The sequence below is a fragment of the Chelatococcus sp. HY11 genome (assembly GCF_018398335.1).
Classification (GTDB): Bacteria; Pseudomonadota; Alphaproteobacteria; order Rhizobiales; family Beijerinckiaceae; genus Chelatococcus.
Genome location: NZ_JAHBRX010000004.1, coordinates 1 through 23,057, shown reverse-complemented (window position 1 = coordinate 23,057; position 23,057 = coordinate 1). Strand labels below are relative to the sequence as shown.

Genomic DNA, 23,057 nt, shown 5'->3' with positions numbered 1-23,057 from the left:
AACCGGCCATCCGAAAAGGATGGCCGGGGCTGTTAATCCTCCATCGGACGCAACCGAAAGGGGACAGACCAAGGTCTGGGTCCTGAGAAGCTGGCGCGAAGAACCGGCGGCGCTGCGGCGCCCGACCGTGAACCCTAATGGTCCGTCGAGGACAAGATGCTCAGCGCGGCGTGAGATCAGGAGCGCGTGCGGCACGCGCCATGTGTGAGGAGTTTCCGATGCCAGTCACTATCCCTGCGGAACGCCAGCAAGGCGCGCCACTGGCCCAATCCGGGACGGCGGCTCTTCCTGCATTGCTCTCCCCGCGCGCCGACATGCGCGATCCGGCGCCGTCCAGCCAAGCTGCGAGCACGCTGTTCGACCCCGCCGGGATATGGGCTTATCCGATCGACGCCTGGCAGCGCTCGGTCCTGTTTTGGGACGTGCTGAGAAAGCGGGCCAACACCATGCTGGAGCACGAGGAAGCCGGCATGCCGCCGGTGCTCACCTTCCAGTACGAAATGCTGCTGGATGCGAGGCGATTCGAACGCCCAGCGAATTATGCGCTCCTCCGGATCACGACCGCCGACACCGAGCACGCGGACGCATGCGTCGACGATTCCAAGCCCCCTGTCATCATCATGGATCCGCGCGCCGGACACGGGCCGGGCATCGGCGGCTTCAAGCGCGAATCCGAAATCGGCATGGCTCTGCACGAAGGGTTTCCGGTCTACTTCGTCAGCTTCTTTCCGGCGCCGAGCCCGCATCAAAGGCTCATCGATGTCCTCCATGCGATGCACCACTTTGTCGACGAGGTGATCGCGCGACATCCCGGCAAGAAGCCCGTGCTGTACGGAAATTGCCAGGCTGGGTGGGCCGCCATGCTGGTCGCTATTCATTGCCGAGCGCCAGTCGGCCCGATCGTCCTCAACGGCTCGCCCCTCTCCTATTGGGCAGGCGAGTCCGGGGCGAATCCCATGCGGCTCGCCGGCGGCCTGCTCGGCGGGAGCTGGCTCACGCACTTCGTTGGCGATCTTGGGGATGGCCGCTTTGACGGCGCCTGGCTCGTCCAGAACTTTGAAACACTCAAACCCGAGGCGGCGATCTGGGACAAATACGCAAGTCTCTACCTAGACGTCGATCATGAAGAGAAGCGGTTCCTCGAATTCGAGCGCTGGTGGAACGCGTGGTATAGCTTCAGCCGACAAGAGATGGTCGAGATCGTCGATCATCTCTTTATTGGCAACGAGCTTGAGCAGGGCACGCTTGAGCTCGGTGACGCGGTGAGGATCGATCTGCGTAGTCTGAAGAGCCCGCTGGTGATCTTTGCCTCCTACGGCGACAACATCACGCCGCCCCATCAGGCTCTGGCCTGGCTTAAGGCCGTCTACAAGACCACAGATGCTTTGAAGGAGGCAGGCCAGAGAATTGTCTTCATGACCGATCCCCGCGTGGGGCATCTAGGTATCTTCGTTTCAGCGTCGGTCGCGCGTTTGGAACACCGCGCCATCCTGGAGAGCCTCGATGACGTCGTGAACCTTCCGCCCGGCCTCTACGAGATGAAGATCTCCAACCCGACCAACGATCCTGACTGTCGCAAACCGCAATACAGCGTTTCCTTCGAAGAGCGGCGCGTCGAAGACTTGGCCTTCGACAATCCGCGGAAAGCCTTTGAACGCGTGCGACAATTGTCGCAGGCGAACGAGACGCTCTACAGCAACTTCGTCAGCCCGTGGGTTCAGGCCATGACCACGCCGTGGTCGGCCGAGGTGCTGCGATGGCTTCATCCGATGCGGACCAGCCGTTATATGCTCTCCGAAAAGTTTTCACCGTGGATGCATGTGATCGCAAGGCTTGCCGACGAAGTTCGCGCGAAGCGGCTTCCCGCGGCCATGGACAATCCCATGCGTGCTGCGGAGCGTACCTTGAGCGAACAGATGCAAGCAGCCATCGAGATGGCCCGCGAGACGCGGGACAGCGCACAGGAGCGGGCTTTTCGTGGGCTCTACGACTACTAGGTCTTGGGTCCGGCAGTTCGATAAATCGGATCGATGTTGAATCGATGTGGCTCTGATGTCCCGCCTTTGCAGGTATGCTCATCGGACACGTCCTTTCGTAGGGTCGGGACCACCGCCAGCAAAGGGCGGCATTCCACAACAGCCTGGCCAGGACGACGCGCGACGGCTCTCGCGTCAGCGAAGCGGACTCGCTATGGCTCTGATTGCTTTGAGGTCTGACCCGAAGCGGGCGATCGCGTCTTTGTTCCTCTCAAGCTCGCCATAGGAGAGGTAGGCGAAATCCAGATCGGCGATCCGGCTGAACGCCGGCCGGCGGAGCTGGGCACGGACGTCTGCCTCACGCGCGTCCGGCGCGACCAGGAACAGACCTGCGGTCGCGTGCAGGTCGCCGCCCGACAATGCCAAGTCAAGCATGCGGACGATTCCCGAGTAGATCGATGTCGAGTGTTCGACCTCGAAGGCGGCCGCGACGCCTCCGCCTTTGGAGAGCCACAGCACGTCGATCAGCCGGATCGAGTCCGCGCCAGGCGAAGTTGCGATGGCATCGGGTAACCGCTCTAGGCACCCTTGGCCTAAGGGAACGCCCTGATGAAGCCGGCCGCGATCGTTGGCGGCGATCCACACGTCATGGCCAAGCGCAAGACCGAGATCGCGCAACCATGCCTGAATCTCCGCATGGGTGCGATCGGTCTCGCCCTGCGCTGCCACCGCCTTGTCGAGGCGGCTTGCCTCAGCGCGCGCCTGCTCCAGCTGGCCCAGCCAGTCGCGGGCGGCAGAGCCCTCTTGATCGAGCGGCGGGGCGGGGTAACGCCCCGAGCCGACGTCGAACAAGAATCCGCCGATCGCGCCTAGGTCATTGGATAGAAGGTCGCGGTAGCAGTCGTTGAGATCGAGGATACCGGCGCGCATCGCCAGGAAGTGGTCCCATGAACCGAGCTTTACCTTGGCGCCGCTCACGGCGTTGTAGCCGTTGACGATGGCAGTGTTGAACGGCGGGATCAGGGTCGGATGCAGGAAGTAGAGAAGATTGGCGGCGGCAGGTCCCAATCCCTTGATCTTGCGCTGATCGATCGCCCGGATGTGACCTATGACCTCCTCGGCGGTGTCGCAACATGAGCAGTTGTCGAGCAATCGTCCGAACGCGCGTTGGTTTTCTGGACTTTCGTAGATGTCGGGGATGCGCAGCTTCGGCTTCCACAGCCAGGCATGGTCCGCACCTTTGAATATCTGGCGTTGCTCGGCGATCGAATGAACTACCGTTTCGAGCGACGAACCTCGATAGGCGACGCCGAAACGACCTGCTTCGATTTCGGCGACCACCACCTGCAGACCGCGCCGTATCGAGCGGAAGTTCTTCAGTCGCTCGTCCCACAAGAACCACGAGCGGTAGGTTGCGCCTGGGTCATCGCGCCAGCGTCGGATCAGCTCGCGCAACAGGTCGGCGTGAGGTACGGGAACAGACGATAACAAGGCTTCGGACATGGTGTCGGACGCTCTTCCCCGGTCAGGCTAGCGCCAGACATCGATTCTTGTACCTAGCATGGCTGATCGTCGTCTGGAGCACGAACAAACGACGATGTCGGCTAAAAGCTTGATGCGGATTAAAGACTTCGTTGAATCCCAAGTCTAGCTCGAAGCTTCGGTCGCTCGTCAAGCCCTTGGCGCCCCGCTGGTCGGCTCGCGCGCGACGTCTCGTCGAAGGGCGTGGATGAAATGGTGTCGAACGCTTTGCAGCTCAATTGGCTGTTCGCCCACCTAGAAATTGCAAGAGCCGCGTCAGGCGCAGAGCGCGACCGGTGTTCTCATACAAGATCGGCTCTGTGCCATGGCTGCAACTGAACCGGAGAGCCTCGGTTGGCGCGGGCTTTCGGCGGTGCTGGTGGCAATGTTCGCGATCACGGTCGGCTATGGCGTCGCTCTGCCGATCTTGCCTTTCCTGATCGAGCAGATCGCCGGCGCGAGCACGCCACAGGCCTTGTCATGGCATACGGGGCTACTGACGGGCGCGTACATCATCGCGATCTTCATCGGCGCTCCGATCTGGGGACGGATTTCCGATCGGTGCGGGCGCAAGCCGATCATCCTGGTCGGCCTTCTGGGTTTCGCGGTGACCACCGGATTCTTTGCCGTCACGGAAAGTCTCCCGCTTCTCTATCTCGGCCGCTTTCTCGGCGGCTTATTCGCCGCCGCTATCACACCTGTCGCCTATGCGCTCATCGGCGACTATGCGCCGTCGAAAGAATGGCGCGCCCATCGCTTCGCGCTGATCAATATAGCGGGCACCGCCGGCTTCTTCATCGGGCCTCTGCTCGGTGGGCTGGCGATGCGTGTCGCTGGCAGAGTCTGGATTTTCTCACCCGATCGCTCTCTTGCGATGCCGCTGCTCTCGGCGACAGGGCTGGCCGTGATCGCAGCCGTGTCGGTGGTGATCCTGCTTCCCTCGGGCTCGCGCCGCGACAACGTCGATGTGACGCCCGACACCGCGCAGATCGAACGGCCCGCCATGCTGCGGCTCCTCGCGATCGCGCTGGTGACGGCCCTCGCAATTGGCGTCTTCGAAGTCGGACTGGCGCTGCGCGGCAAGGACCTTGGTCTCGACGCTGCGCATATCGGCATCATGTTTGCCGAGTGCAGCCTGGTGATGGCGGTCGTGCAAGCCTTGGTATTCTCGCCTCTCATCAAGCCAGAGTTCACGCGCTGGTTCATTGCGCCTGGTTTGGCGACGCTTGCCATCGGGCTGGTCGTCGTTTCGGTCGTTAACACGTCTGTTTTGATGTCGGTTGCAGTCGCACTGGTGGCAGCGAGCGCCGGCCTGCTGTCGCCGGTCGCCACCTACTGGTCTTCCTTTGGCATTCCGACAAGCCAGGGCGCACAGCTCGGTCGCATGACTGCCGCTGCCAGTCTCGGCCAGGCCCTGGGATCGGTCGCAGGCGGCGCGCTGTTCAATTTGCCGGTCCTGCCCGATGCGAGCTTTCTCCTCGCTGCATTGCTCATCCTGGCCACACTGTTGGCCTGCATACGTCTGCCCCGCCTTCTCATGCCGGAACCGACAGCAAGTCGCTAGCTGCCGTCGAGTCCCATGCGGACAAGCCTCGACCCGCGCGTCGCACCCTCGAGGCCGATCGTCACGACGGGCGCGCGAGCATAGCTTTGAAGCGGTAAAGAGCAACCGACACGAACCCCGCGCCGAGCCCTGCCATGACCAGAAGATCGCGCCAGACGACATCACCGCCAGCACCCCGGTAAAGTACCGCTTGAGCGAAGCGCACGAAATGCGTGGACGGCGAAAGGTCCATAATCAGCTGCAGGGCGCGCGGCATGCTCTCGAACGGCGTGAAGGAGCCGGACAGCAGGAACATGAGCACGAAGACCGGGATGGAGAGCAGCGCGAATTGCGGCATGGAGTTCGCGACGGTGGCGAGGAGGATGCCGAGCGACGTCACAGCGAAGAGATAGATGGCCGTTCCGGCAAGAAACAGCTCGATCGAGCCGACGATCTGTGTGCGCAGGACAACCTCGACCACGACGTGAAGCGAGAACGCGGCTGCCAGCAATATGACCAGCCCGTTTGCCCAGATCTTGCCGGCGATGATCTCACTGGCGCTCACCGGCATAACCAGAAGATGCTCGATTGTGCCATGCTCCCGTTCCCGCATCACCGCGGCGCCGACCAGAATGATGGCGAGGATGGTGACATTGTTGATGACGCCCATGCTGGCCGTGAAGCTGATGGCTTCGAGGTTCGGGTTGAACATCGCGCGGATCACCGGCTTGACCGGGGCGAGCGTCTCGACGGGGGCCTGCTTGAGGAAGCGTGTTGTCTCCTGCGCGACGATCTCCTGGATATAGGCGGTGCCGACGCCGGCCTGTGAGATGCTGGTGGCATCGACATTGACCTGAACGGTCGGGTTGCGTCCGGCGAGAAAATCGGCTTCCAGACCATGCGGAATGTCGAGAACGAACGTGAAAGCGCCCTTGTCCATCAAGCCGTCGAGGCTCGAGCGGTCGATCTCGACCGCCGGCCGAAAATAGGGAGGCCGCAGCGCGTCCTTGATCCGGCCCGAGAGGGTCGAGCGATCGCCGTCGATGACGGCCACCTTGGCGTCATTGACGTCGGTTCGCATCGCTGTCGCTTCGGAATAGACAGCGAAGGTGAAGACGTAGCCGATGAGCACCACCATCACGACATCGCGCGACAGACTGGCGAATTCCTTGACGCCGAGACGGAAGGCGTTTTCGATCCAGCGCCGCATCGCTACGCCCCCTGCTTGCGGATCAAGAGCCGCGCCAGCAGCAGGAATCCAAGCGCGAACGCCGCCAGCACCAGAAGCTCGCGGGCGAACGCTGGCGTGTCGAGGCCCTTGGCGAACACGCCGAGGCTGATGGTCTGGAACCAAAGCGGCGGGAAGGAGAGGCCCATGATGCGGCCCGGCCCCTCGAGCGAGGAGGCCGGGATCAGGAAGCCCGAATAATGCGCTGCGGTCATCGCCGTCAGGATCGCGGTGCCGAAGATCGCGGCGACCTGGGTCGAGACGAAGGCGGACACGAGAAGCCCGAATGCCGTCGCGGCGTAGACATAGACCAGGGCCGCGAGCGAGAGCGCCAGCAGCGAGCCCTTCGGCACGACGCCCAGCACGCCACCGGCGAAAGCCAGCAGGCTGAGATAGCTCAGGACGCCGATCACAACATAAGGGAGCTGCTTGCCGAGCAGATACTCGCCGACCGTCGCCGGCGACGCATAGACATTCGCGATCGACCCCATCTCCTTCTCCCGCACGACCCCGAGGGCGGTCAGCATCGCCGGGAAGATGATGAGCAGCAGCATGATCGATCCCGGCGTGATCGCGAAGACGGAACGGAAATCCTGATTGTAACGAAAGCGCGGCTCCACCCGCAGCGTCTCGGCTGGCAGTCCGTTGCCGCGATTGGCGGCGCGCGCCAGCTCGCCAGCGTAGGTCTGAAGCGTTCCAAGAATGTAGGCGCGCGCGGTCTCGGCGGGGAAGGTATTGCCGCCGTCGAGCCAGAAGCCGACCTCGGGCCTGTGGCCCTGCAAAAGGTCGCGGCCGAAGCCGGGTGGGACGTCGATGGCGAATTTCAGCTCGCCGGCGCGCAGTCGCCGGTCGATCTCGACATCGTCGTTCAGACGTGCCTGCTCGACGAAGTACCGCGAGTTCGAGAACTGGTCGAGAAACGCCCGGCTTTCCAAAGATTGGTCACGGTCGAGCGCCGCGTAACGCAAACCTTCGATATCAAACGATATCCCGTAGCCGAACGCCGCCATCAGCAGCAGCGGACCGATCAGCGCGAAGGCCAGCCGGATGCGATCCCGGCTGAGCTCGAGCGCCTCCCGGCGTGCAAACGTCCAGATCCGCTTCATCGAAGCAAGGCGCGGCGTTTGCGCCACCTCGGCATTGCTATTCAGCCTCACTAAGGTCGGCTCGACCACGCCAACCGCTTCATCATTCACGGACGGCTCGCCAGCACCCGTACCCGCCGCATCTTCCAAATAGGCGACGAAGGCATCCTCCAGGCTTGCGGCCTCACGTGCGGCCTGGAGCTCACGTGGCGCGCCGACCGCCAGCACGCGGCCCGCATGCATGAGAGAGACGCGGTCGCAGCGCTCGGCCTCGTTCATGAAATGCGTCGAGATGAAGATCGTCACCCCGTCGCGGCGCGACATCTCGAGCAGAAGGCTCCAGAAGCGGTCGCGAGCCGCCGGATCGACGCCCGAGGTGGGCTCGTCCAGGATCAGGACGTCCGGCCGGTGCAGGCATGCCGCCGCCAGTTGAAGGCGTTGGCGCATGCCCAAGGGCAAGGCGTCCGGCAGCGTCTCGGCGACCTTGCCGAGCTCGAAGCGTGACAAGGCCTCATCCACCCGCTCACGCAGCACCTTGCCGCCGATGCCGCACAGTCGTCCGTGCAGCTCGAGATTGCCGCGCACGGTCAGCTCTTCGTAAAGCGAAAAAGATTGCGAGACGTAGCCGATCCGCGTCCTCGTCGAGATGTCGCGCGCATCGACCGCCTTGCCCAGGAGCTCGGCATGACCTTCGGTCGCCGGAAGCAGCCCGGTCAACATCTTCATCGTCGTCGTCTTGCCGCAGCCATTGGAGCCGAGGAAGCCGAAGATCTCGCCGCGCTCGATGCGAAAGCTGACATGATCGACCGCGGTGAAATCGCCAAAGCGCATGGTCAGGCCTTCGGCCACGATGGCCGGCGGTCCGCCGTCGGGTTCGAGATGCGGCACGGACGGCGCCGCGCGCGCCCCGCGCCGTTCCGGACGCTGTAGCTCGATATAGGCCTGTTCGAGAGTGGTGGCGCCGGCGCGCGCAAGCAGTTCTGCCTGGCTCCCGTCCGCAATGATCGCGCCATCGTCGATTGCCACGATGCGATCAAAGGCGCCAGCCTCCTCCATGTACGCGGTCGCCACGATCACCGTCATGGTCGGCCTCTCGGCCTGGATACGTCCGATCAACGTCCAGAACTGGCGGCGGGACAACGGGTCGATGCCGGTCGTCGGTTCGTCCAGAATGAGGAGATCGGGATCATGAACCAGCGCGCAACACAGCCCGAGCTTCTGCTTCATCCCGCCGGAGAGCTTTCCCGCCGGGCGATCGGCGAACGGAAACAGCCCGGTGACCCGCATGAGCTCGTCGATGCGCCGACGCCGACTATCGTCCGGCTGGCTGTACAGCCGGGCGAAGAAGTCGATGTTCTCGTAGACCGACAAGGTCGGGTAGAGATTGCGTCCGAGCCCTTGCGGCATATAGGCGATGCGGGGCGCGGCCTCGCGGCGGTGCGCCGCCGAAGCCATGTCGCCGCCCAGCACATTGACCGAACCGCGCTGAATGCGGCGAACCCCCGCGATCAAGCCGAGCAAGGTCGACTTGCCGACCCCGTCCGGCCCGACGATGGCGAGCTTGCACCCTCGCGGAATGGTCAGAGCCAGACTGCGAAGAGCGATCACCTTTCCATAGGCATGTTGGACGCCCGACAGGCTGACGGCTGTGGCGGGCTCAGCCTCCATCGGGCAGCCTCGGCGCAAGTTCGGTTGGCCAAAGCGCGTCTGGGGTCACCGGAACATAGGCGTTGCCGGTCATCCCCGCCTTGACATAGCCCCGCTCGGAGGCGACCAGCGCCGGGTCGAGATGCAGCTTGACGCGATACATCAGCTTCTCGCGCTCATTCGCCGTCTCGACGAATTTCGGTGTGAACTGCGCGTCGGCCGAAACGAACGACACGATCGCCGGCAAGATGTAGCCGCCCGGGCCGTCCAGCAGGAGGCGCGCCTGCGCGCCAACCGCCACACGACCGGCCGAGGCCGTCGGAAGATAGATCGTCATATGGGCGTCCGAGAGGTCGAAGACCGTCAATATGCGCCCCCCGGCGCCGACGACCTCGCCGGTTCGGGCGAGACGGTACTCGACGCGACCGGATACCGGGGCCTTCAACGCCATGTCGGCAATGGCGGCTTCGATCTGGCTGACCTGCGCCTCGGCAACCTCCACCGAGGCCTTGGCGTCCTCGACGGCGGCTTTAGCGGTCTGCAGAGACGCTCTTGAAATGTCGCGTTGCGCCGTGCGGCGATCGAGCTCGGCCTGGGTCGAAGTGTTCGTTCGCATGAGGTCGACGACACGCTGGAGTTCGATTTGCGCAAGATTGAGTTCAGCCTCGCGCAGGGCAACACTCGCTTGCGCGCTGGCGACGCTCTGATGGCTGCGATGGACGGCGGCGCGCGCGGCCGTCAACTGGGCCTGGATCTCGCTCGTATCGAGCCGGGCAAGCAAGTCGCCCTTGTTGACGTTCGCGCCCTCGTTGACCAGGACTTCAGCCAGTCGCCCGGCATATTTGCTGGTGATGTCGACCCGCTCGACCTCGATCCTTCCATTCACTCGGGCCAGGCCTGCCGGAACCCGGTTCTGCGTACCGAGCCAATAGACATAGCCGCCGCCCGCGGCGGTTGCGACCAAGACGGCGATGACGACAAGAGGCGATCTGCGCACTTTATGGTCCCTTGAACAGCATGCGCCGGCTCGGCAGGGAGCCGACAGCGTTTGATCCGCATCATTCGACGAGAGCGAGCCCCGGCCGGCCCGACGCCTCGCGCGAGAGACCGGCGGTCAGCTTGGCCAGCTCATCAGGCCCCAGCGTTTCGCGCGCGAGGAGTTCGCGCGCGCTGCTATCCAGCACGGAACGGTTGCGCTCGAGGATCGCGCGTGCCTTCTGGAAGGCGCGGTCGATCAGGTCTTTCACCATGTGATCGATGGCCTCGGCCGTCTCATCACTATAGGTGCGCGGCCGCCAGACCGGGGTCTGTCCGACGAGGAAGCTGCCGGTCTCCGGTTCGTAAGCGACCTGTCCCAGCTCCTTCGACATGCCGAACCGGACCACCATGTTGCGTGCGATGTCCGTCGCCTTGACGAGATCGTCCGCCGCGCCTGTCGAAATCTCCTCGAACACCAGGCTTTCGGCGGCCCGACCGCCAAGCAGCACCGCCATGCGATCTTGCAGTTCGGATTGGCTCATCAGGAAGCGATCCTCGGTCGGCCGCTGGAGCGTGTAGCCGAGCGCAGCAATGCCGCGCGGGATGATCGAGACCTTCTGCACCACGTCGGTCTGGGGAAGCGCCATGGCGACGAGCGCATGCCCCATCTCGTGATGGGCGACGATCTGGCGCTCGCGTGGAATGAGAATCCGGCTTTTCTTCTCCAGGCCGGCGACGATGCGTTCCACGGCCTGCGTGAAATCGTCGAGCACGGTGGCGCTCGCGCCGCGGCGCGTGGCCACAAGCGCGGCCTCGTTGACCAGATTGGCGAGATCGGCGCCGGTGAAGCCGGGCGTGAGCGCCGCGACCGCCGCGACGTCGAGTTCGGGCGCCACGCTGATCTTCTTCAGATGCACGTTCAGTATGTCGATCCGGCCCTGACGATCGGGGCGGTCGACCAGAACCTGGCGATCGAAGCGACCTGCGCGCAGCAACGCGGGATCGAGAATCTCTGGCCGGTTCGTCGCGGCGAGAACGATAATGCCGACGCTCGGGTCGAAGCCATCCATCTCGGCGAGCAGCTGATTGAGCGTCTGCTCCTTCTCGTCATGTCCACCGCCCGGCATATCGACGCCGCGGGCGCGACCGAGCGCATCGAGTTCGTCGATGAAGACGATGGCCGGGGCCTGCGCGCGCGCCTGCTGGAACAGGTCGCGCACGCGCGAAGCGCCGACGCCGACGAACATCTCGACGAATTCGGAACCGGTAATCGAAAAGAAGCGAACCCCCGATTCCCCGGCGACGGCACGCGCCAGCAGCGTCTTGCCGGTTCCGGGCGGACCGACGAGAAGCAGGCCCTTGGGAATGCGCGCGCCGAGCCGGCCATAGGTTGCCGGGTCCTTTAGGAAGCCGACGACTTCGGCGAGCTCTTGCTTGGCTTCATCGACGCCCGCGACATCGGCGAAGGTCACCTTTACAGACCTCTCGCCATAGACTTTCGCCCGGCTGCGCCCGATGCCCATCAGGCCGCCATGCTGTCCGGCCATCATCGGCCGCAGCAAAAACATCCAGATCAACACGAACATCGCAGCCGGCATCAGCCAGGAGAGCAGGTTTTCGAAGAGGCCCGGCGCGGGTTTGCCCGAGAACGATATATTGCGCTTGGTCAGCAGGTCGGCGATCTGCGGATCGACGCGAGCCGTGGAGAAATGCTGGGGCGCGTCCTTCTCGACCGGCGACTTGTAAGCGCCGGTGATCTCCGTCGGTCCGACCACCAGGTCGGTGACGGCGTCCTTTTCGATCAGGCTCTGGAATTCGCTGTACGGAATGACCTTGATGTGGCCTTGACCGACAAGCAGATCCCGGATCAGCAGAACGGCGAAGAAGACGGCAATAAAGTACAGGATGTCGAACTTGAAGACCCGCTTTGTCGACGCTTTGTTCTCATTCTCCATCAGCTGCATTCCCGTACTTCTCGCGCGCGCGACGGCCAATGCGGTTCATGTCATCAGCCAGGTACGTCATGGATCGCCGCGTCTATTGAGCGTCAGGATCAACAAGGTTCTTTGCTAAAAGGCACTTGAAGCCTGCTTGGTCGCCAAAATGCGCGCCCGGGAGGGCCAGAACTTTAACTCAGATCAAGATTGAGTCCGGAAAGCTGTTGGCCGGTGCCCTTGAGTATGCCCTTTGCGCATGTCCGGAAATACCGTTCCAGCGCGCAGACCGGCTCGACACCAAGGGCAAGAACTTAATCTCGATTAAAGAATCGAGCTTCCGTGCAGGCTTTATCGGGGACCTGTCTTCGCCTTTGGGCAAGAAATCATGAGCTGACCGCGCGTCCGTCTGCACGCCGGAACGAGACTGCGAAAGAATGATGATGCCTCCTGCCCCAGCCCAGATGACTTCCGTCCCCGTCATCATTGCTCTCCCCGGCAATGAAGCATTTGCGCAAGCACTTGCGAACGCTGGCGCCGGCGAGCTGGGGGAGATCGAAACGCGCAACTTTCCGGATGGCGAGAGCTATGTGCGCCTCGCCGGCGACGTCGCAGCAAAATCGGTTCTTCTGGTCTCGACGCTCGCTCGCCCCGATGAAGGCTTTCTCCGGCTCATCTTTCTCGCTGACGCGGCCCGATCGCTCGGCGCCACCGCGGTGACGTTGATCGCTCCCTATCTGGCTTATATGCGGCAGGATCGGCGTTTCCGGCCGGGTGAGGCCATCACCTCGCGAACCTTCGCGCGCCTGATTTCGTCCAGCTTCGACCGGCTCGTCACCGTCGATCCGCACCTGCACCGCTATCCGGCGCTTTCCGCGCTCTACAAAATCCCGGCGCTGACGCTGCACGCGGCGCCGCTCCTGGCGGAGTGGATCGCCGCCTCGGTTGCCAGTCCGCTGATCATCGGTCCGGACGAGGAAAGCGAGCAATGGGTGTCTGCCATCGCCGCAAAGATCGGCGCGCCGCATGCGGTGCTGCGCAAGATCCGGCATGGCGACCGCGACGTCGAGATCGCGTTTCCCGACCTCTCTTCATGGAGCGGGCTGCAGCCCGTCCTGGTCGACGACATCGCCTCCTCCGGCAACACGCTCATCCAAGCGGCGCGCAAGCTGCCGCCGCTTGGATTCCCACGTCCCGACGTCGCTGTCGTGCACGGCATCTTCGCTGGGGATTCCTATACGCGTCTGGCGCCGCTCTGCGGCAGGATCGTGTCCACCGATTCGGTCAGTCACCCGACCAACGCGATCGGACTCTCGCAGCTGATCGCCGACGCGATCGCGGCTGCCGACGCGCCCGATCCCGAACTCGTCCGTCATCGACGCCCACCCGAGGCGGTCGACGACGTCGAACGCGCTGGTATCGATTCCTTCCCTGCGAGCGATCCTCCGCCCTGGACCGGCGGGGTCGGATGAACCGGCCAACAGCCGTGAAGCAAATCAATCCTTGAAGGCAGCAAACGCATGGCCGCGACGACGTCCTCAGCATTCGAACATTGGCGCGCCGGCTACGGCCCGATCACGCATACCGACGAGACCATCGAGCGCATTCGCTCACTCGCGCAGTCGCCAAAGCTGGACCCTGACGCGCTCTACCGCCTGCTCGCCGCCGCCGACCGGCTGGCGTCTGCCGCGATGTGGACGGTCGTTCACATGACCTATGCCAAGTGCGTCGACCTCTCCGGCGCGCCGCTGCCGGCCGAGGCTTTCAAGGCTGCTCCGGAAGGTCATACCGGCGGATCGCTAAACATGGTGCCGGCCTTTGTCGGCTATCTCACGGCGAACGCACTCTCGGCCACCACCCGCTCCTGGGTGATGGGCCAGGGCCATTGCGTCGCCGCGATCGAGGCGCTCAACGCGCTGACCGGCGATGTTTCGGATGCGCAGAAAGGGCGCTATGACCGCAGCGAGAAGGGGCTTTCCCAGCTTGCGGCCGACTTCTATTCCTACGCGATCGACGCCCAAGGCCGTCCGGCGGTGCCGATCGGCAGCCATGCCGGACCGAACACGGCCGGCGCCATCTCCGAGGGCGGGTATCTCGGCTTCGCCGAGGTCCAATATGTGCATGCCCCGCTACCGGGAGAAAGCCTGGTCGCCTTCTTGAGCGATGGCGCCTTCGAGGAGCAGCGCGGCTCTGACTGGACGCCGCGCTGGTGGCGGGCCGAGGACTGCGGTCTCGTCGTGCCGGTCATGATCCTCAACGGCCGAAGGATTGAGGAGCGGGCGCAGATTGCGCAGCAGGGCGGTGCGGCCTGGCTCGCCGATCATCTCAGGCTCAACGGCTTCGATCCGTTCGAGATCGACGGTCGCGATCCCGCGGCCTTCGTCTGGGCGATCCTGACGGCGGAGGAACGCCTTGGGCGCTTTTCCGCCGATCCCGATCGCGCCTATCCGACCCCCATGCCCTACGTCATCGCCGAGACCGTGAAGGGGTTCGGCTTCCCTGGCGCAGGCACCAATGCCGCGCACAACCTGCCTCTGGCAGCAAACCCTTCGCGAAACGAAGCTGCGCGCAGCGCCTTCAACGCCGCGGCGAAAGACCTGTTCGTCCCACCTGGCGACATCGAGGCGGCGGTCGCAGCCGTAGCGGTCCACGAGCGGCAGAACCGGCCAGCGGAGAGCCTTCACCCTCTGGCGGTCCGCCATCCGCCGGCGCCGGAACTCCCCGCCCCCCACTGGACGGAAGCCGGCTCACCGGCGGACTGCGCTATGCACGCGCTCGATCGCTGGTTTGTACGGCTCGTCGACGCCAATCCTGCTCTGCGCGTGCGTGTCGGCAACCCCGACGAGTTGAGCTCCAATCATATGGGCGCGACCCTCGAGCGCCTGCGCCATCGCGTCAATTCGCCGGAGACGGGCGTCGCCGAAGCACGCAACGGCAGCGTGATCACGGCGCTCAACGAGGAGGCGGTCGCCGCCGCGGCCCTTGCGAACAAAGGCGGGATCAACCTCATCGTCAGCTACGAAGCATTCGCGATGAAGATGCTGGGTGGCTTGCGTCAGGAGATTATCTTCGCGCGCCACCAACGCACCGTGGGCCAGAACCCAGGCTGGATTTCCGTGCCGCTCGTCGTCACCTCGCATACGTGGGAGAATTCCAAGAACGAGCAGTCGCATCAGGACCCGACCGTCGGCGAGGCTCTGCTCGGCGAGATGTCGGACACAGCGCGTGTGCTGTTTCCCGTTGACGCCAACAGCGCCGTCGCCACCATGGCTTCGGTGTTCGAAGGGCGCGGCCAGGTCGCCTGCGTGATCGTCTCCAAGCGCGACATGCCGCACCGCTTCGACGGCGCGGCCGCCGTCCGTTTTGTCGCCGACGGCGCTGCCCACATCGCAGGACAGGTTGACGGCGCCGAGTTGCAGATCGTTGCGATCGGGGCCTACCAGCTCGAAGAGGCGCTCAAGGCGGCGCACCGCCTGAAAGAGCATGGACGGCGGGTGGTGGTGACGGCGATCAGCGAGCCCGGTCGCTTCCGGATCCCGCGCGATCCGATCGAGGCGCGTTTTGTGGCGTCCGACGAGGAGCTCGTGCGCCTCTTCCCGGTCGATGTCCCGCGCCTGATCGTCTCGCACACACGGCCCGAGCCGATGCTCGGCCTGCTGCGACGGCTCGACAGCGGTCCGAAACACACTGTGGCCCGCGGCTATATCAGCCGGGGCGGCACGCTGGATACCGCGGGCCTGCTGTTCGCCAATCGCTGCAGTTGGGCGCATCTGATCGATGCCGCCGCACCTTTGGCCGGATGGTCGCGCAACGAATTCCTGACAGTCGCCGAACGCAATGCCATCGATGGGAAAGGCTCGCCCGCCGATCTCATCCCTCCTACCAAATGAAGGACGCCATGCTGACACTTACTTCCCTCGGCGGCGCAGGCACCGTCACCGGCTCGAAACATCTGCTCGCCAACGGCGACAAACGCATCCTGATCGACTGCGGACTGTTTCAGGGCCTCAAAAATCTGCGCGAGCTGAACTGGGAGCCGCTGCCGATCGACCCATCGAGCATCGACGCCGTTATCCTGACGCACGCCCATCTCGACCATTCTGGGTATCTTCCCAAGCTTGTGCGCGACGGCTTCAAAGGAACGATCTATTCGACGGGGGCGACCCGGGACGTCGCGGAGCTTATCCTCAAGGACAGTGGTCACCTGCAGGAAAAGGATGCGGAGTACGCCAACCGAAAGGGCTTTTCGAAGCACAAGCCGGCGCTCGCCCTCTACGGCATCCGTGACGCTGAGCGCAGCCTCGAATTCTTCTCGACCGTCCCCTTCGACAAAACGGTCAAGCTCTCGTTCGGCGCGACGCTGACTTTCCGCCATGCCGGTCACATCCTTGGGGCCGCCACCGCCGAGATCGAATGGGGCGGACGCCGTGTCGCCTTCTCCGGCGATCTCGGCCGCTATGACGATCCGGTTCTTCCCGATCCCGTGCCGGTGCCGGAGGCGGACTATGTGTTGGTCGAATCGACCTACGGCAACCGTGTGCACGATCCTGCCGATCCCACCGAAGCGCTCGGCGCCGTCGTCGAGCGAACGGTCGCGCGCGGCGGGACGGTCGTCGTTCCCGCCTTCGCCGTGGGCCGCGCGCAATCGCTCCTTTACCATCTCTGGAAGCTCAAAAGGGCTGGGCGCCTGGCGAAGGTGCCTGTCTATCTTGACAGTCCGATGGCAATCGACGCCACCGACCTCCTCCACGCCCATCGCGGGGACCACCGTCTGACGCCGGAGCAATGCAAGGAAGTCTGCGCGATTGCGACCTACACCCGCGACGTCGACGGCTCGAAGGGCATCACGGCAAGCCCCTACCCCAAGGTGGTGATCTCGGCGAGCGGCATGGCGACCGGCGGGCGCGTCCTCCACCACCTGAAGGCGTTCGCTCCACACGCCCGCAACACGATCCTGTTCTCCGGTTTCCAGGCAGCCGGCACCCGCGGCCGGGCCATGCTGCAAGGCGCGCAGGAGACCAAGATCCACGGCGAATGGATTCCGGTTCGCGCTGCGGTCGAGGAACTGTCGATGCTGTCAGCCCATGCCGATTCGAACGAGCTGATGCGATGGCTTTCGGGCTTCCGGCGACCGCCGTCACGTGTGTTCATCGTGCATGGTGAAGACGAAGGCGCGGAAGCCCTGCGCGTTCGCATCGACCGCGAGCTCAAGTGGAACGCCGTCGTTCCCCGTCAGAACCAGAAGTTCGATCTATGACGTCGACCGACATGGCCATTCCCGCTCAACCGACGCTGCGGGTGCGACGCATCCATCTGCACACCCAGCATCAGGCTGTCGTCGTCATGCGCACCGATTGCCACGTCTGCCGGTCGGAGGGACTGTCGGCGCGCTCGCAGGTGCTCGTGTCCAACGGGAATGGCGAGGTGCAGGCGACGCTGTTTCAGGTCGATGGTGACGGGCTCATCGCCATCGACGAGGTCGGCCTTTCCGAGGCCGCGTGGGAACGGCTTGGCCTGACCGACGGTGATGTGGTCCGGGTCAGCCATGCGCCAGCGATTGACTCCCTGGCGAGCGTGCGTCAGCGCATCTACGGCAATCGGCTCGACTCCCGAGCCTTTTCCGAGATCCTGCGCGACGTGGTCGCCGGCCGCTACACGGAGGTCCACCTTGCGGCCTTTCTGACCGCCAGTGCTGCCCTCCCCCTCGACGAGAACGAAACCGCCGACCTGACCGGCGCTATGGTGGACGTCGGCGAACGGATGCGCTGGGACGCGCCGATCGTGGTCGACAAGCATTGCGTCGGCGGCCTCCCCGGCAACAGGACAACGCCGATCGTGGTCGCGATCGTCGCGGCAAACGGCCTGCTCATGCCCAAGACCTCGTCACGTGCCATCACCTCTCCGGCCGGCACCGCCGACACGATGGAGACGCTGGCTCCGGTGGAACTCGACATCGCGACATTGAGGCGCGTCGTTGAACGTGAAGGCGGCTGTATCGCCTGGGGCGGCGCCGTGCATCTGAGCCCGGCCGACGATATCTTCGTGCGCGTCGAGCGCGAGCTCGATATCGACACCGAAGGCCAGCTGATCGCCTCCGTCCTGTCCAAGAAGATCGCAGCGGGGTCAACCCATGTCGTGATCGACATTCCGGTCGGCGCCACCGCGAAGGTGCGCGGCGAGGACGCGGCTGGCCGCCTTGCGCAGCGCCTGAGCGCGGTTGCGACACGCTTCGATCTTGCAACGACCTGCGTCCAGACCGACGGCGCCCAGCCTGTTGGGCGCGGCATCGGACCGGCTCTCGAGGCCCATGACGTGCTTGCCGTGCTGAACAACGCGCCGACGGCGCCCGACGATCTGCGTCGTCGCGCCGCCGCGCTGGCCGGAGCCGCGCTCGAGATCGGCGGCAAGGCGGAGAAGGGAGAGGGTGTCAATCTCGCGCTGGCTACCCTTGCGAGCGGCAGGGCCTGGTCGAAATTCGAGGCGATCTGCCAGGCGCAGGGCGGCCTTCGTGTGCCGCCGAAGGCGGCCTACGCCCATCCGTTGACGGCACCGCACGCCGGCCGCGTGGTTCATATCAACAACCGCAAGCTCTCCCGGCTCGCCAAGCTCGCGGGCGCGCCGGAAGCGAAGGCGGCGGGCGTTCACATGGAGGTCAGGCTCGGCGACGAGATCGACCGCGGCCAGCCGCTTCTCCATGTCCACGCCGAGACAACAGGCGAGCTCGCCTATGCGCTCGACTATGCCGCACGCTCAGGCGACATCGTTGAGGTCGAGGCTTGAGGACGCTGTTGCCCGGATGGATGCGCGGCGCGGATCGCCCGGACGGATTTCCTCTCGCGCATCGACTCATGCATTGGCTGGTGCTGGTCCTGTGTCTTGTCCAGGTGCCGACCGCCTGGGCAATACAGCGCACCCACATGGCGCACCTGTTCATGAAGCCGCGTCCCATCGACCTGTTTCTGCATCAGGTGCATGCCTGGAGCGGTTGGGCCATTCTTGGTCTCGCGCTGGCGCAGCTTCTGCTGCGCTTCACATACGGCCGTCCGGCGCCTGTTCCGGGCTTGTCGCCGTTGGAGCGCATGTCGGCCAAAGCCATGCACGCCGCCCTCTATGCCGTGCTGATCGCACTGCCGATCACCGGAACGATCGCCATGTATCTGACGTTTCGGATCGCCCCGGTTCACAGCGTCCTTAGCTGGACGCTACTCGTTCTTGTTCTCCTGCATGCCTGCGCCGCGCTTTGGCACCACTTCTGGCGCTGCGACGATGTCCTGTGGCGGATGATCCGCAAAGCGCGATGATGCACGTCTCCCATTATGGTCACCGGCCGTCGGGAGACTCGCGATGGAAATCTTGATCACGAAGTTCGGCCTCGCCCTGGCTATTGGTCTGCTCGTCGGCCTCGAGCGCGGCTGGCGCGAGCGCGACGCCCCGGACGGTGCCAGGACGGCCGGTATCCGTACCTATGCGATCACCGGCTTGCTGGGCGGCGTGTTCGCGGCGCTTTCCCGCAGTCTCGAGGCGCCTTCGGTGCTCATTGCGGGTCTGATCGCCTTCACGGCGGTCTTCGCGTGGTTCAAGAGCCGCGAAGCCACTCAGGATGCCGATTTCAGCGTGACCGGCGTTGTCGCGGCGCTGGGCGTGTTCGTGCTCGGAGCTCTGGCGGTTACGGGGGATCACCGCGCAGCTGCCGCCGGAGGAACCGCACTCGCCGTCCTGCTCGCCAGTCGCGATCTGCTGCATGGCCTTCTCAGGCGCATCTCCTGGATCGAGTTGCGCGCAGCGCTGGTGCTGGCGGTGATGACGGCGATCATTCTGCCGCTCCTCCCTGCGCAGGCGATCGATCCGTGGGGCGGCTTCAATCCGCAACAGATCTGGCTGTTCACAGTGCTGACGGCTGCCATCTCGTTCCTCGGCTATATTGCCGTCCGCCTGTTCGGAGCCACACGTGGAGTGCTAGTGGGCGGATTGGCGGGGGCAGTGGTGTCGTCGACGGCGGTCACGCTGGCGCTCGCGCGTACGGCAACAGCAGGCGGCAATCCCTGGCCGCTGGCCGGAGCCGCCACGCTCGCCGCGGCTGTCTCGGTGCTGCGTGTTGCCGGCATCGTCGCGATCGTCTCACCATCAGTGCTCGGCGTCGCAGGTCTTGCCATTCTTGCCGCGGTGCTGACTTTCGTAATGTGTGGCGGGGTGTTCCTGTCGCGCGGTGCAGTTCCAAGCGACGCCGGGCAAATGCCACGCAACCCGTTCGAATTGTGGGCACTGCTGGCCTTTGCGATTCTTTTTGCGGTGGTATCGACCATAAGTGCTGCAGTTTCGGTCGGGAACACCGGCGGCATGGTGGTCACGTCGGCGATCACCGGCACCTTCGATATCGACGTTGCCGTGCTGAGCGCATTACGGCTTCTCGGCGTCTCAGCCGATAGAGAGACCGTGGGGCACGCCGTGCTGATCGCGCTTGCAACCAATGCCGCCGGCCGGCTCATCGTCGCTGCAGCGACCGGGCCAGTGCGTTTCTGGCTTCCTCTCGCGCTCGCCTCCGTAGTGGCAGGTGCCGTCGGCTTTGCGGCCTTCGTTACGCTGCCGCATCTCGGCTAGTCCACGCCGTTGCCAACACCGGTCAATACAGAACGTCATACCGTCCCGCGGTCTGTGACCACTCTCGTCTCAGCCAGGAATGTCACGGCTTGCCGGTCGCACCGAGGCTGCGGCCGCCGGCAGCGCTTTTCTTCAGATAACGCTCGAATGCCGACAGCGTGACATCTGACACGTGGTGCTCAATGCCTTCGGCATCCGCTTCAGCGGACTCCTGCGGTACGCCGACCGCGATCAATAATTCTACGACGAGACGGTGCCTTCGCCGAACCCGGTCGGCCAGGGCAATTCCGGCTTCGGTCAGAAACACGCCCCGATAAGGACGCGATACAGCCAACCCCTCACGCCTCAGCCTAGCTATCGTCTTCGTGGCGGTGGGGTGCGTAACCCCGAGTATTCGGGCGATGTCGGTTGTTCTAGCCTCGCCGTGCTCTTTCAACAGGTCGGCGATCAGCTCGACGTAGTCCTCCAAGAGCGTCATCGATCGCGCCGCTCTGGCTTTCTCAAACCGCTCAGCCTGCCGTGGATCATCACGGTCCGATGAGTCACTCCGTCGTCGTATTTGTGCCGCGGTCACTGAGGTCGCTTTCTGATTGAGCGGATGGTCCAAGTCCGCAGCCATGTGAATCGCAGCGACATTATACGCCTCGCCCCGCCCGCCGTTAAAGTCGATTGACGAAAATGTAGCTTTGGCTATATTTCGAAGCAGAGGTAACGAAAGGCTTCGAAATGTCCTCTCTCCTCTCATTGCAGACCGTGACACAGCGCACCATTGCGGCCATCGAAGAGGCGCTGGCGGGTCGGCGTCGAGGGCCCACCACGGCCCTGCTATTTGCCGGTCCGGCTGTTGTCACATCGATCGCCTACATGGACCCCGGCAATTTTGCCACCAACATTCAAGCCGGTGCCAAATACGGCTACACGTTGCTGTGGGTTGTCCTGATGGCGAATCTCATCGCCATGCTGTTTCAGGCGCTTTCGGCCAAGCTCGGCATCGTGACCGGGCGCAATCTTGCGGAAATGTGCCGAGAATACTTTCCCGTCCCTATCGTGATCGCGATGTGGATCATAAGCGAAATCGCTGCCATGGCCACAGATCTTGCCGAGTTTCTCGGCGGGGCGCTCGGCCTGTCTCTTCTCGCCCACATGCCGCTCCTTGCGGGCATGCTGGTCACAGCGGTCGTGACTTATGGAATCCTGCTTTTCGAGAAGCACGGCTTCCGTCCGATGGAGTTGATCATAGGCAGCCTCGTTGCGGTCATTGGGCTGTGTTACCTCGTCGAAATGTTCATCGCGCCGGTTGACTGGACGGCGGCCTCATACAGTGCGCTATTGCCGCACATTCCGGATCGTGAGGCGCTGATCATCTCGGTCGGCATCATAGGCGCGACCGTCATGCCCCACGCTCTTTATCTTCACTCGGGATTGACCCAACAGCGCGCACCTGTGGCCGGTGAATCGGAGCGACGCAAGCTCTTGAAGTTTTCGAACATCGAGGTTGTGCTGGCGCTCGCCGCCGCGGGTCTCGTCAACATGGCCATGGTCATGATGGCATCCAGCGCCTTTCATAACGGACACAGCGATGTCGCCGAAATCGAAAGCGCGTATCATACTTTGACGCCGCTCTTGGGCTTTGCCGCCGCGGCGGTGTTCCTGGTGTCGCTGATCGCATCCGGGATCTCGAGTTCTGTCGTCGGCACAATGGCCGGTCAGATGATCATGCAAGGGTTTGTCCAATTTCGGATCCCGCTGTGGGCACGCCGCGTCGTGACGATGGTTCCGGCTTTTGTCGTCGTCGCGCTCGGGGTGAATGCCACGAACGCGCTCGTTGTCAGCCAGGTCATCTTGAGCATTGCGCTGCCGGTGCCGATGATCGCGCTGGTGATCTTCACGCGGCGCCCGGATATCATGGGTCCATACGTCAATACGCGGCTCATCGGAGCCATGGCGATTGTTGGAACTGTTATTGTGCTGCTTCTTAACGTGGTACTGCTGACGCAGATTTTCGGAGTAGGCGTCTCGGGCACTTCAGCCGGATGACATTGCCGTATCGATGTGCCCGCCAAAAGCCGCATACCTCGCGTGCAGGATCGGCGCGTGGCGTTTCCGACCGGCAGAATTATCTCAGGTCTTCCGATCTCGGCGTGTGGCGATGGTCGCGCCGACGTGAAAGATGCGGCCTGATCGACTTTTCGCCTGTTCGCGATGCCAGCACGTGGGGACGTTCCGTCTGCTTCGCTCTCCGGGCGGACGATGACAGCCCAGGCTCGCGCGTTGTTTCAACGATGTATTGATTCCGATCAAGTCGTTGCTCAAATCTGCTGCTATATGGGAGATATGAACCTGACGCACACGAAGCCGTCGCGGCGCTTGGCAGGGATGATGAGAACGGTGCTTGTCGCCGCCCTTACCTTCGCCTTGCTCGGTATGTCGATGGCCAGTGCAGACGTGACGTCCTGCGCGAGCGCAGTCCACTCGGTCGAACGCTCCGTACGCAATGATGTTGCAAGCGACGCTGCCGAGTTTCATTCGTCGACAAGCGCCGTCGGC

16 protein-coding genes are annotated in these 23,057 nt (G+C 63.8%); 10 read left to right on the top strand and 6 right to left on the bottom strand.

Annotation, left to right across the window (positions count from 1 at the left end):
• Positions 1 to 314 precede the first annotated feature (314 nt).
• A complete protein-coding gene (locus tag KIO74_RS30460; RefSeq protein ID WP_206538678.1) occupies positions 315 to 1,997 on the top strand; it encodes a DUF3141 domain-containing protein in 1,683 nt (560 codons plus the stop codon).
• Between the two features lie 174 nt (positions 1,998 to 2,171).
• On the opposite strand, the gene KIO74_RS30455 is transcribed toward KIO74_RS30460, so the two are convergent.
• Entirely contained in the window at positions 2,172 to 3,479 is a 1,308-nt protein-coding gene (locus KIO74_RS30455) for a type II restriction enzyme NmeDI-related protein (protein WP_051443750.1), read from the bottom strand.
• Between the two features lie 343 nt (positions 3,480 to 3,822).
• Here KIO74_RS30455 and KIO74_RS30450 point away from each other — a divergent pair, with 343 nt between their 5' ends.
• Positions 3,823 to 5,061, top strand: coding sequence for an MFS transporter (locus KIO74_RS30450; RefSeq protein ID WP_034462658.1), 1,239 nt, complete (start codon positions 3,823 to 3,825; stop codon positions 5,059 to 5,061).
• Positions 5,062 to 5,122: 61 nt separating this feature from the next.
• On the opposite strand, the gene KIO74_RS30445 is transcribed toward KIO74_RS30450, so the two are convergent.
• The 4 genes from KIO74_RS30445 to ftsH form a co-directional block, all read right to left on the bottom strand.
• A complete protein-coding gene (locus KIO74_RS30445; protein WP_034462657.1) occupies positions 5,123 to 6,250 on the bottom strand; it encodes an ABC transporter permease in 1,128 nt (375 codons plus the stop codon).
• Positions 6,251 to 6,252: 2 nt separating this feature from the next.
• A complete protein-coding gene (gene rbbA, locus KIO74_RS30440) occupies positions 6,253 to 9,021 on the bottom strand; it encodes a ribosome-associated ATPase/putative transporter RbbA (protein WP_213339570.1) in 2,769 nt (922 codons plus the stop codon).
• Entirely contained in the window at positions 9,011 to 9,997 is a 987-nt protein-coding gene (locus tag KIO74_RS30435) for an HlyD family secretion protein (protein WP_213339569.1), read from the bottom strand. Before KIO74_RS30435 ends, rbbA begins: the two co-directional genes overlap by 11 nt.
• A 61-nt stretch (positions 9,998 to 10,058) precedes the next feature.
• Positions 10,059 to 11,933, bottom strand: a complete 1,875-nt coding sequence (gene ftsH / locus KIO74_RS30430) for an ATP-dependent zinc metalloprotease FtsH (RefSeq protein ID WP_213339568.1) — start codon at positions 11,931 to 11,933, stop codon at positions 10,059 to 10,061.
• 416 nt (positions 11,934 to 12,349) lie between these two features.
• Between ftsH and KIO74_RS30425 the strand changes: the two genes are divergently transcribed.
• Genes KIO74_RS30425 through KIO74_RS30400 form a run of 6 tightly spaced genes read left to right on the top strand, consistent with a single transcriptional unit; the run spans position 12,350 to position 20,510 of the window.
• Complete coding sequence (locus tag KIO74_RS30425) at positions 12,350 to 13,384, top strand: ribose-phosphate pyrophosphokinase (protein ID WP_244643265.1); 1,035 nt, start codon at positions 12,350 to 12,352, stop codon at positions 13,382 to 13,384.
• A 48-nt stretch (positions 13,385 to 13,432) separates the two neighbouring features.
• Positions 13,433 to 15,802, top strand: coding sequence for a phosphoketolase family protein (locus tag KIO74_RS30420; protein ID WP_191321014.1), 2,370 nt, complete (start codon positions 13,433 to 13,435; stop codon positions 15,800 to 15,802).
• Positions 15,803 to 15,810: 8 nt separating this feature from the next.
• On the top strand, positions 15,811 to 17,169 hold the full coding sequence (locus KIO74_RS30415) for an MBL fold metallo-hydrolase RNA specificity domain-containing protein (RefSeq protein ID WP_213339567.1): 1,359 nt from the start codon (positions 15,811 to 15,813) through the stop codon (positions 17,167 to 17,169).
• Positions 17,166 to 18,692, top strand: a complete 1,527-nt coding sequence (locus tag KIO74_RS30410; RefSeq protein ID WP_210319918.1) for a thymidine phosphorylase family protein — start codon at positions 17,166 to 17,168, stop codon at positions 18,690 to 18,692. The genes KIO74_RS30415 and KIO74_RS30410 overlap by 4 nt, the downstream gene beginning before the upstream one ends.
• Positions 18,689 to 19,213, top strand: coding sequence for a cytochrome b (locus tag KIO74_RS30405; protein WP_213339565.1), 525 nt, complete (start codon positions 18,689 to 18,691; stop codon positions 19,211 to 19,213). The genes KIO74_RS30410 and KIO74_RS30405 overlap by 4 nt, the downstream gene beginning before the upstream one ends.
• A gap of 43 nt (positions 19,214 to 19,256) precedes the next feature.
• Positions 19,257 to 20,510: an MgtC/SapB family protein gene (locus tag KIO74_RS30400; RefSeq protein WP_191321011.1), complete on the top strand. Its 1,254-nt coding sequence runs from the start codon at positions 19,257 to 19,259 to the stop codon at positions 20,508 to 20,510.
• 82 nt (positions 20,511 to 20,592) lie between these two features.
• On the opposite strand, the gene mntR is transcribed toward KIO74_RS30400, so the two are convergent.
• Complete coding sequence (gene mntR, locus KIO74_RS30395) at positions 20,593 to 21,084, bottom strand: manganese-binding transcriptional regulator MntR (RefSeq protein ID WP_244643267.1); 492 nt, start codon at positions 21,082 to 21,084, stop codon at positions 20,593 to 20,595.
• 152 nt (positions 21,085 to 21,236) lie between these two features.
• Here mntR and KIO74_RS30390 point away from each other — a divergent pair, with 152 nt between their 5' ends.
• Positions 21,237 to 22,547 (top strand): Nramp family divalent metal transporter, encoded by a 1,311-nt coding sequence (locus tag KIO74_RS30390; RefSeq protein ID WP_191321009.1) that lies wholly within the window; start codon positions 21,237 to 21,239, stop codon positions 22,545 to 22,547.
• A gap of 213 nt (positions 22,548 to 22,760) precedes the next feature.
• The coding region (locus tag KIO74_RS30385) for a hypothetical protein (RefSeq protein WP_213339563.1) at positions 22,761 to 23,057 on the top strand (297 nt) is incomplete at its 3' end.

Coding starts and splice junctions, on each gene's coding strand:
- KIO74_RS30460 (WP_206538678.1), top strand. CDS start 315: ATGCGCGATCCGGCGCCGTCCAGCCAAGCTGCGAGCACGCTGTTCGAC.
- KIO74_RS30455 (WP_051443750.1), bottom strand. CDS start 3,479: ATGTCCGAAGCCTTGTTATCGTCTGTTCCCGTACCTCACGCCGACCTG.
- KIO74_RS30450 (WP_034462658.1), top strand. CDS start 3,823: ATGGCTGCAACTGAACCGGAGAGCCTCGGTTGGCGCGGGCTTTCGGCG.
- KIO74_RS30445 (WP_034462657.1), bottom strand. CDS start 6,250: ATGCGGCGCTGGATCGAAAACGCCTTCCGTCTCGGCGTCAAGGAATTC.
- rbbA (WP_213339570.1), bottom strand. CDS start 9,021: ATGGAGGCTGAGCCCGCCACAGCCGTCAGCCTGTCGGGCGTCCAACAT.
- ftsH (WP_213339568.1), bottom strand. CDS start 11,933: ATGGAGAATGAGAACAAAGCGTCGACAAAGCGGGTCTTCAAGTTCGAC.
- KIO74_RS30425 (WP_244643265.1), top strand. CDS start 12,350: ATGATGATGCCTCCTGCCCCAGCCCAGATGACTTCCGTCCCCGTCATC.
- KIO74_RS30420 (WP_191321014.1), top strand. CDS start 13,433: ATGGCCGCGACGACGTCCTCAGCATTCGAACATTGGCGCGCCGGCTAC.
- KIO74_RS30415 (WP_213339567.1), top strand. CDS start 15,811: ATGCTGACACTTACTTCCCTCGGCGGCGCAGGCACCGTCACCGGCTCG.
- KIO74_RS30410 (WP_210319918.1), top strand. CDS start 17,166: ATGACGTCGACCGACATGGCCATTCCCGCTCAACCGACGCTGCGGGTG.
- KIO74_RS30400 (WP_191321011.1), top strand. CDS start 19,257: ATGGAAATCTTGATCACGAAGTTCGGCCTCGCCCTGGCTATTGGTCTG.
- KIO74_RS30390 (WP_191321009.1), top strand. CDS start 21,237: ATGTCCTCTCTCCTCTCATTGCAGACCGTGACACAGCGCACCATTGCG.